The 399-nt window shown below is 60.4% G+C and carries 1 protein-coding gene; it reads right to left on the reverse strand.

The window, feature by feature from the left end; genetic code table 11:
* Positions 1–13: 13 nt before the first annotated feature.
* On the reverse strand, positions 14–399 hold a 386-nt coding region (locus CDA63_RS20250), incomplete at its 5' end, for an integrase core domain-containing protein (RefSeq protein WP_206780474.1).

Genomic DNA, 399 nt, shown 5'->3' on the forward strand with positions numbered 1-399 from the left:
TGAGGTGGTCTAGTTACGCTGGACAGTTTAGGGCGTTAAGTGGAAGAAGCTGTTGGTGAGCGTAATAGGGGGTCTGATAGTCGATGCTGGAGTGCAGCCGCTCGTGATTATAGTAGTCAAAATAATTGGCCACGCTGCGTTGCGCGTCGGCCAGGTCGGCAAAAACGGGCCGCTCGCGGACTTCCAAGACCTCCGTTTTGAGGCGTGACCACAAGCTTTCGGCCTGCGCATTATCGTAGCAGTCGCCGCGGCGGCTCTGCGAGCGCAGCGCCTCGTGGTCGTGGAGCAACTGCCGATAGGCGTTGCCGCAGTATTGCCCGCCGCGGTCGGAGTGGACGATGAGGCCCGGCGTGGGCGGCTGGGACCAAAAAGCGCGTTGCAAGGCACTGGTCACCAGTT

Origin of the sequence: Hymenobacter amundsenii, assembly GCF_002204745.1 — a bacterium.
Lineage (GTDB): Bacteria > Bacteroidota > Bacteroidia > Cytophagales > Hymenobacteraceae > Hymenobacter > Hymenobacter amundsenii.